Annotated in this window: 9 protein-coding genes, 1 tRNA gene and 1 pseudogene; 7 read left to right on the forward strand and 4 right to left on the reverse strand. The window is 42.8% G+C overall.

Annotated elements, in window-relative coordinates; all coding sequences use genetic code 11:
• Positions 1-172: 172 nt before the first annotated feature.
• From HWQ41_RS31760 to HWQ41_RS31770, 3 genes are all read left to right on the forward strand, one after another.
• Positions 173-994, forward strand: coding sequence for a hypothetical protein (locus tag HWQ41_RS31760; RefSeq protein WP_292771836.1), 822 nt, complete (start codon positions 173-175; stop codon positions 992-994).
• Positions 995-1253: 259 nt separating this feature from the next.
• Entirely contained in the window at positions 1254-1520 is a 267-nt protein-coding gene (locus tag HWQ41_RS31765) for a type II toxin-antitoxin system ParD family antitoxin (RefSeq protein ID WP_292771838.1), read from the forward strand.
• Complete coding sequence (locus HWQ41_RS31770) at positions 1520-1822, forward strand: type II toxin-antitoxin system RelE/ParE family toxin (protein ID WP_292771840.1); 303 nt, start codon at positions 1520-1522, stop codon at positions 1820-1822. Before HWQ41_RS31765 ends, HWQ41_RS31770 begins: the two co-directional genes overlap by 1 nt.
• A gap of 371 nt (positions 1823-2193) precedes the next feature.
• Here HWQ41_RS31770 and HWQ41_RS31775 read toward each other — a convergent pair.
• The 3 genes and pseudogenes from HWQ41_RS31775 to HWQ41_RS31785 all read right to left on the reverse strand — a co-directional run.
• Positions 2194-2307, reverse strand: a pseudogene (locus HWQ41_RS31775) (toxin-antitoxin system HicB family antitoxin); the annotation flags it as partial.
• 12 nt (positions 2308-2319) lie between these two features.
• Positions 2320-2520: a hypothetical protein gene (locus HWQ41_RS31780; RefSeq protein ID WP_292771842.1), complete on the reverse strand. Its 201-nt coding sequence runs from the start codon at positions 2518-2520 to the stop codon at positions 2320-2322.
• A gap of 211 nt (positions 2521-2731) precedes the next feature.
• Entirely contained in the window at positions 2732-3667 is a 936-nt protein-coding gene (locus HWQ41_RS31785) for a serine hydrolase (RefSeq protein WP_292771844.1), read from the reverse strand.
• Between the two features lie 9 nt (positions 3668-3676).
• Between HWQ41_RS31785 and HWQ41_RS31790 the strand changes: the two genes are divergently transcribed.
• The 3 genes from HWQ41_RS31790 to HWQ41_RS31800 all read left to right on the forward strand — a co-directional run bounded on the left by HWQ41_RS31790 (position 3677) and on the right by HWQ41_RS31800 (position 6823).
• On the forward strand, positions 3677-4381 hold the full coding sequence (locus tag HWQ41_RS31790; RefSeq protein ID WP_292771845.1) for a C40 family peptidase: 705 nt from the start codon (positions 3677-3679) through the stop codon (positions 4379-4381).
• A 14-nt stretch (positions 4382-4395) separates the two neighbouring features.
• Positions 4396-5409, forward strand: coding sequence for a glycosyltransferase family 2 protein (locus HWQ41_RS31795; protein ID WP_292771847.1), 1014 nt, complete (start codon positions 4396-4398; stop codon positions 5407-5409).
• Positions 5410-5548: 139 nt separating this feature from the next.
• Positions 5549-6823 (forward strand): MFS transporter, encoded by a 1275-nt coding sequence (locus HWQ41_RS31800; protein ID WP_292771849.1) that lies wholly within the window; start codon positions 5549-5551, stop codon positions 6821-6823.
• A 24-nt stretch (positions 6824-6847) separates the two neighbouring features.
• Here HWQ41_RS31800 and HWQ41_RS31805 read toward each other — a convergent pair.
• Positions 6848-6921: transfer RNA gene (locus HWQ41_RS31805), tRNA-Arg, on the reverse strand.
• A 37-nt stretch (positions 6922-6958) separates the two neighbouring features.
• Here HWQ41_RS31805 and HWQ41_RS31810 point away from each other — a divergent pair.
• The coding region (locus tag HWQ41_RS31810) for a cyclic pyranopterin monophosphate synthase MoaC (RefSeq protein WP_292771851.1) at positions 6959-7324 on the forward strand (366 nt) is incomplete at its 3' end.

The raw sequence follows: 7324 nt of genomic DNA on the forward strand, positions 1-7324 counted from the left end.
GCGATCGCGCTTTATTAGACCTCTGTCTTTACTGCGGGTTACGAATCTCCGAAGCCTGTACCATGCACACCAGAGGCGCTTACCGTATCTCCTGCTTAACTAAAGAATTACATTTTTATAGTACATCTGAACTGTATAATAACTAAACTAACTAAATACAGAGTTTTAGTAGATGAGTCGCTTATTTACACAAGAAGGCAGTAGTATAGCTGCTCAAAAATTACATAAGAAAATGCTGGATTTTCGTGATTGGTTAATCAAGTCTGGCTACTCAATTGATGATATTGAAAAAGCAGCTGATGCTTACGATATTGGTGTAACAGAATTTATGGATAATAATTTGCTTAAAGCCTTGGATTCTTGTACAGAAGCAATTGATATTCTAGAAGATTTTGTACCTGCCTTTCTTCTACGTGCAATGGTATTTAAACAGCTTGGTATGGACGATGATGCAATTGAAGATTTGTTTACGTCATTGCTGATTAAACCTGACTATGATCCTGCACGTTATGAGCTTGCACAAACATATCTACAACTGGCAGAGAAAATATTAGCTCAAACAGATAGTAACTGGATAAAATCAAACAAACCTAGTCAAGATGAAAAATGGTTCAGAGATAAATTAGCCAATGAAATCGGAGGTGAAACAGAATCATATACACCTAATGGCTTAATTGATATACTTACATCCAGTGAGATTATTGAGGTAAAATCTGGGCGAAATTGGAAACATGCTCTTGGTCAAATTCTCGTGTACAGTCAACATTATCCTTGCCTCAATAAACGTATTCATTTGTTTGGTGAATTACCAAGATATTTGTCAGGAATCAAGCAAACTTGTCAAATTTATAACGTGGAGGTAAGCTGGGAAGATAAGACCGAAACAGATAGTATGAACAACTCTTATGCAAATTTATTAATGCAAAGAATATTGGATGCTAGGAAAGTTTGTATGTTTCGCACTCCAAAAAAAGTAAAACATTCCAAAGATTAATATAAAATCTTTTTTACCTAGTTATAAACACTGAAATCATTTCAGTCAGTGCTGTTACGTGCAACCGAGCGCCAGTTAGCCGAAAAATATCGATATGAGGGCGTGAACGCGCCAGAAAATTCACCTAGTTAAAGACTCATGCTGACTAGAGGTGAACAATGGTTTAGAAATTAGATTAGGACAATAACCCGCAAGTGAGTTTTACTGGCAACAGAAAATGTGACTGGGTAACGCTGTTAATCAACTAGAGGTAAAAACTATGAACATTGAGCTTAAAGCGGAATACGAGCAATTTATACAAACCCGAATTGCTACAGGTAGATATGAAAATGCTGAAGATGTGATTGTGAAAGCATTAAAACTGCTGGAAGAATGGGAGAAGGGTTATCAGGAATGGGAAGAGGAAACTAAGAAAAAACTAGCGGCTGGACTGGCTTCTATCGAACGTGGAGACGTAGTAGATGGTGAAGTGGTGATGGCGCGACTAGAGGATAAATTACGTAAAGCGCGTGAGACTCAAGGATAATGGAATACTTTATTGCCAAGGAAGCAAGCCAAGATTTAGATGAGATTTTGGATTATTTTCTAGTTCGCAATGTCAATGCTGGGGAAAGATTTATTCGAGAATTTAATAAGAAGTGCCAAAACATAGCTCAATTCCCAAATATAGGACGAAGTTACGCCAAATTTGACCCAAGACTTAGAGGAATACCGTTGGATGGCTACATTGTTTTTTATCAAGTTTTTGAAGATAGTGTTGTGATTGTGCGGGTAGTTAGCGGTTATAGGGATTTACAATCTATATTTGCAGATGTGGACGACGAGTAAATTTTTGGTTGATTTAGCTGTCGCCTGTCTGAAGAGATGTCGGTTAATAGTAGTTTGGCGACATCTACTTTATACCATTTCACACAAAGCCTGATACATATAGATTTCTCGTAGGGGCACAGCATTGCTGTGCCCCTACCAACGTATTTGTATCATTATTAAAGTAAAACGGTATTAAACCAGAATACAAAAGGACTTGAGCCGTTTTCAACAAGTCATCTGTTTATAGCGATCGCACCTCGCCACCAATGCAAAACCCTGGTAGCTATAAGAAGCGCTACGGGGTTACAAAGACAATTATGGGTGTATATTGAGGCCGATTGATTGGATATGACGGGCTGTAGGGCGTTGGGATAGATAAAGCGAAAACTTTAACACGTAAGTTTAAGGCTTACATAGCGATTTAAGCTAATTTTTTGCTCTGCTGCTTCTATAACTAGTCTACGATGATGTTCTGGAGCTATACGAACTACAAATTTACCACTGTAATTTTTTTCTCAAATCGGTTCTGGAATAGTTTCATCATTCGCTCCCATATCAGCTACTACATCTTTTACCAAGTCTGTAATACCTTCGAGTGCTGTATTACGATTTTTATCGAGAAAAGATAGACTAGGAAATTCAACGCACAATCCTACAAATTCTTCATCTTCCCTTGACCAAGTAACTTTATAGGTGTAGTTGTCGTAGTTAATCATCTTTCGTTTCTTCAAATTCTTCAATCCCTTCTAATTTTTCAATTGCTATAAAATGCAAAACTTCATCCTATCTCTAGCTTCCCTCTCCTTTATAAGGAGAGGGATTGAGGGTGAGGTAAGCCAGGGACATAAATTGTATGTTATTTAATTCCTATTCCTTAACGAACCGCAAAGGAAGAAATAGGTATTGTGGCGATCGCATCGCAGTAGATCATAGACTAGCGATCGCTTCGGCAACTAGTTTAGAAACAAAGGGTAAAATAGCCTGACTCTTAGCCTGCGCTTTGCCTTCAGTAAATACCACTAAAAGGTAAGGGCGCTGTTCTGGTATCTCAATATACGCAGCATCATGGCGAACTTGACTTGTCCAACCTGCCTTTGACCAAATTTGAGCATTTTCAGGAAGTCCACCGCCTAAGAAACCTGTTACCTGATTTTCCTCAGTGTCAGCAGGCAAATCGTTGAGATTGCGTTTAAGCAAAGCCATCATTGCTTGCGATCGCCCACTTGAAACCGCCACCCCACCTACAATACTATGCAGTAACTTAGCGATCGCATTTGTTGTCAACATATTGCGATTTTCCAGTAACTCTCCCACAAACGCCCGTTCCCGTCCATAGGGGCCATCACCCCAAGTTTTTTGACAGGCGTTTATCGTCTCCATTTCTTCCCAACCCAAGGATTGGTAATAGCGGTTAACAATATTACGCTGGTATTTCCAGGTTTCAAAGGGGCCGATTGGTAACTCTGCCCCTGATGTGGTACCACTAAGAATATCCACAACCAAGCTGGTAGCATCATTACTAGAATCTACAATCATATCCCGCAAGGCTCGCTCCAACTCCTTGGAAGCCTGCTGGATCATGCCTTTTTCTAGCCATTCGTTTACCGCCACCAGGTAAAATAGCTTAACTACACTGGCGGGATAAATCCGCTCGACACCGCGATAAGTGAAACCACGAACTGGGTGATCCCAAAAAGCGTTGGGAGTCAGCGCACCACCAGTATTTACTAGCACTGGTGGATCGTAAACAACCCAAGTCAGGGCAATTTGATTACGGGCTAAAGTCCCAAATGCTGCCCAAGTTGCATCTAAAATGCCATTACCAAGATTTTCGAGTTGTTCGTCTTTATTAAAAAAAACCATTCTCTAATAATGTCCTTTAATCTAAAATCCCTAATCCCAAATCCCAAATCAGGGGAGTATCAGTGTTTAGCTGACCTGAATTTATATGATTCTCCTGAATGTACACGCTTGGCAACTCAAGTCGCATCTGGGCGACATTTATGGGTAACATCAAATCATCAAAATTCAGTGGTTGAGGTGTATTTGTGTGAAGATGACTATCCAGGATGGGTATCCCTTTCAGATTTTGATTCATTACAATCTGCTACTGTACCTTATCAGGCTGCAACATTTTCTGAATCTGAGATTAAAAAACTCCTAGCAGAGGTCATCGCCTTTACCCAAAAAGCGATGCAACAATCAAATTATTACCTTTGGGGTGGTACGGTTGGGCCAAATTATGACTGTTCTGGGTTGATGCAGGCGGCGTTTGCTTCGGTGGGTATTTGGCTACCCAGAGATGCCTATCAACAGGAAGGGTTCACTCAACCAATTACTATTGCAGAATTAGCAGCCGGCGATCTGGTATTTTTTGGAACTAGCCAAAAAGCAACCCATGTCGGACTTTATTTGGCGGATGCTTATTATATCCATAGTTCTGGGAAAGATCAGGGACGGGATGGTATTGGGATTGATGTTCTCTCGGAACAGGGAGATGCGGTTAGTCAGTCGTACTATCAGCAGCTGCGAGGTGCTGGTAGAGTTTTTAAGAGTTACGAACCACAGAGACGCTGAGGACGCACAGGTATATGAGGAGTGGGTTAGTTTCCGAAAGGACTAGTGAGGAAAATGGGGTGATTTCCGTAATTGTCCCAGATGTTTCGGTGGTGGTGCCGATACATAACGAGGTGGAAAGTTTGCCGCTTTTACTAGAAGCGATCGCATCTACTTTATCCTCTAGTCAGATAAATTATGAAATCATTTGTGTGGATGATGGTTCTACAGATGGTTCCGGGGAATTTCTCAAGCAAGAGGCGCAAGTCCGCACTGATTTAAAGGCGGTGATTTTGCGCCGCAACTACGGACAAACTGCGGCGATGGCTGCTGGATTTTATTATGCAGTCGGTAAAGCGATCGTCACTTTAGATGCTGATCTCCAGAATGACCCGGCTGATATCCCCATGTTATTAGCAAAGCTGGACGAGGGTTACGATTTGGTGAGTGGTTGGCGGCAAAAACGCCAAGATGGTGCCGTAAATCGATTACTTCCTTCCAAAATTGCCAATTGGCTAATTCGCCATACCACTAGCGTGAATATTCATGACTATGGCTGTTCGCTGAAAGCCTATCGTGCAGAACTGTTGGCAGATATGAATCTCTACGGAGAATTACACCGATTTTTACCTGCCCTGGCGTACATCGAAGGAGCTAGAATTACCGAAATCCCTGTGCGTCATCACGCCCGTCGCTTTGGTCGTAGTAAGTATGGGATTTGGCGGACATTCCGGGTGTTGATGGATTTGTTAACCATTCTGTTTATGAAAAAATTCCTCACTCGCCCGATGCACGTTTTTGGGCTGTTGGGCTTGATTTCAATGATTTCGGGGACAGCGATCGGCATTTACTTGACTTTCGTCAAATTGGTTTTAGGTGAGATGATTGGCAATCGCCCTTTGCTGATTTTAGCAGTTCTCCTGCTAGTAACTGGAGTGCAGTTATTTTGCTTCGGTCTTTTGGCAGAATTGCTCATGCGTACATACCATGAATCCCAAGGACGGCCTATCTATCGCGTGCGAGAGGTGGTAGTAAAAAATGTTAACTAAAGCAACAATGGTATTGATTTGTCATTAGTCATTAATCATTGGTCATTAGTAAATAGTTAAGAGTAAATATTGGTTGACTCTAGACAAAGGACAAATGACAAATGACAAATGACAAAAAACTCATTAAATTGCATCTACCTTGAAAGCATTTAATACCTTTAACGCCGAACTGCGGCGCAACCTGCTTATTTTATTTACAGCAGGTTTATTATTCTGGTCGAGCATGTCTTCGCTCTTACCAACCCTACCGCTTTACATCGATGATGTGGGCGCAAGCAAGCAAGAAATTGGGCTTGTGATGGGCAGTTTCGCCATTGGGTTATTGCTATCTCGCCCGATGCTGGGACGGTTAGCCGATGAACGTGGTCGAAAAATTGTCTTGTTGATTGGTACGATAGTAGCCGCGATCGCACCCTTTGGTTACTTGGCAACCCAATCAATTGGGCTGTTGATTCTGGTACGGATTTTTCACGGCATTAGTGTTGCGGCTTTTACCACTGGCTACAGTGCGTTAATCGCAGATTTAGCGCCCGCCCAAACTCGTGGTGAAATCATTGGTTACATGAGCCTGACAACTCCCCTTGGTTTAGCAATTGGCCCTGCCTTGGGTGGGTATTTAGAAGCTACAAGTGGTTATGGCATATTATTTCTCTTCTCCGCTGAATTGGGGTTTGTCGCCCTCTTGGGGATTGTTCAAGTCACTAATCCACCAGTGCAGACACAGGAGCAAACTGAGGGAGAGGATGTCTACGACGGGCTACGCCTACGCAACTTTTGGCAAATTTTGGGCAGTCCACGGGTGAGAGTTCCAACTATAGTTATGTTGCTGGTTGGTTTGTCTGTCGGTGCAGTACATACCTTTGTGTCGTTGTTCCTCAAATCCACTCACGTGGACTTCAATGGCGGATTGTTTTTTACAGCTGCGGCAATTTCTAGTTTTAGTATCAGGGTGTTTGCTGGTAAGGCAAGCGATCGCTTTGGTCGTGGTTTATTTATCACCTTTGGTATTTTCTGCTACGTTTTAGCGTTAATACTGCTGTGGCAGGCTGACAGCGCGATCGTGTTCTTACTGGCTGCGCTCGCTGAAGGTGCTGGTGGTGGTACACTGATCTCCATGATGATCACGATGATGGCAGACCGCTCACTGCCACAAGAACGGGGGCAAATTTTTGCTATATGCGTAGCTGGACTTGACTTAGGAATTGCGATCGCTGCTCCTATTCTGGGTACCATAGCAGAACTTGTAGGCTACCGGAATATGTTTGGCTACGGTGCTGTGATCACTTCTGTTGCACTTGTCATCTTCCTCACCCAGTCGAGCAAAGACCTATCTAACTCCCTGCGCTTTGCACTAGGTCTAGCTCCAGATGCCTACGCCTTGAACAACTTAAAAGTTAGGAGTGAGGAACTTTAATTCCTCACTCCTAACTTTCAAAAACGGGCGAGGAGGGATTCGAACCCCCGACACCGTGGTCCGTAGCCACGTGCTCTAGTCCACTGAGCTACACGCCCTCACCGACAATCAATATTAACACGTTCTAACCAAATAATGCAAGATAATTTTCCATCTCATTTTTCCAGCTTAACCCATCTAGATCGCCAGGGACAGGCACAGATGGTGGATGTGTCTGGCAAAGCACCCACCATCCGTCAAGCAGTAGCCGCTGCCAATGTGCGGATGCTGCCAGCCACCTTCGCTGCCATTCAAGCCGGAAATGTCCCAAAAGGGGATGTGTTAGCAACTGCAAGATTGGCTGGAATTATGGCAGCCAAACAAACAGCAACTTTAATTCCTCTGTGTCATCCGTTGCCTTTGCAAAAAATCGCAGTCGAAATTATACCCGATCCGCAACTACCTGGTTATCAAATTCAAGCTACAGTCAAAACCAAAGCTGAGACTGGTGTAGAGATGGAA

Origin of the sequence: Nostoc sp. NOS(2021), assembly GCF_017115025.1 — a bacterium.
Lineage (GTDB): Bacteria > Cyanobacteriota > Cyanobacteriia > Cyanobacteriales > Nostocaceae > Nostoc.

Coding starts and splice junctions, on each gene's coding strand:
- HWQ41_RS31760 (WP_292771836.1), top strand. CDS start 173: ATGAGTCGCTTATTTACACAAGAAGGCAGTAGTATAGCTGCTCAAAAA.
- HWQ41_RS31795 (WP_292771847.1), top strand. CDS start 4,396: ATGAGGAGTGGGTTAGTTTCCGAAAGGACTAGTGAGGAAAATGGGGTG.
- HWQ41_RS31780 (WP_292771842.1), bottom strand. CDS start 2,520: ATGATTAACTACGACAACTACACCTATAAAGTTACTTGGTCAAGGGAA.
- HWQ41_RS31765 (WP_292771838.1), top strand. CDS start 1,254: ATGAACATTGAGCTTAAAGCGGAATACGAGCAATTTATACAAACCCGA.
- HWQ41_RS31770 (WP_292771840.1), top strand. CDS start 1,520: ATGGAATACTTTATTGCCAAGGAAGCAAGCCAAGATTTAGATGAGATT.
- HWQ41_RS31790 (WP_292771845.1), top strand. CDS start 3,677: ATGTCCTTTAATCTAAAATCCCTAATCCCAAATCCCAAATCAGGGGAG.
- HWQ41_RS31785 (WP_292771844.1), bottom strand. CDS start 3,667: ATGGTTTTTTTTAATAAAGACGAACAACTCGAAAATCTTGGTAATGGC.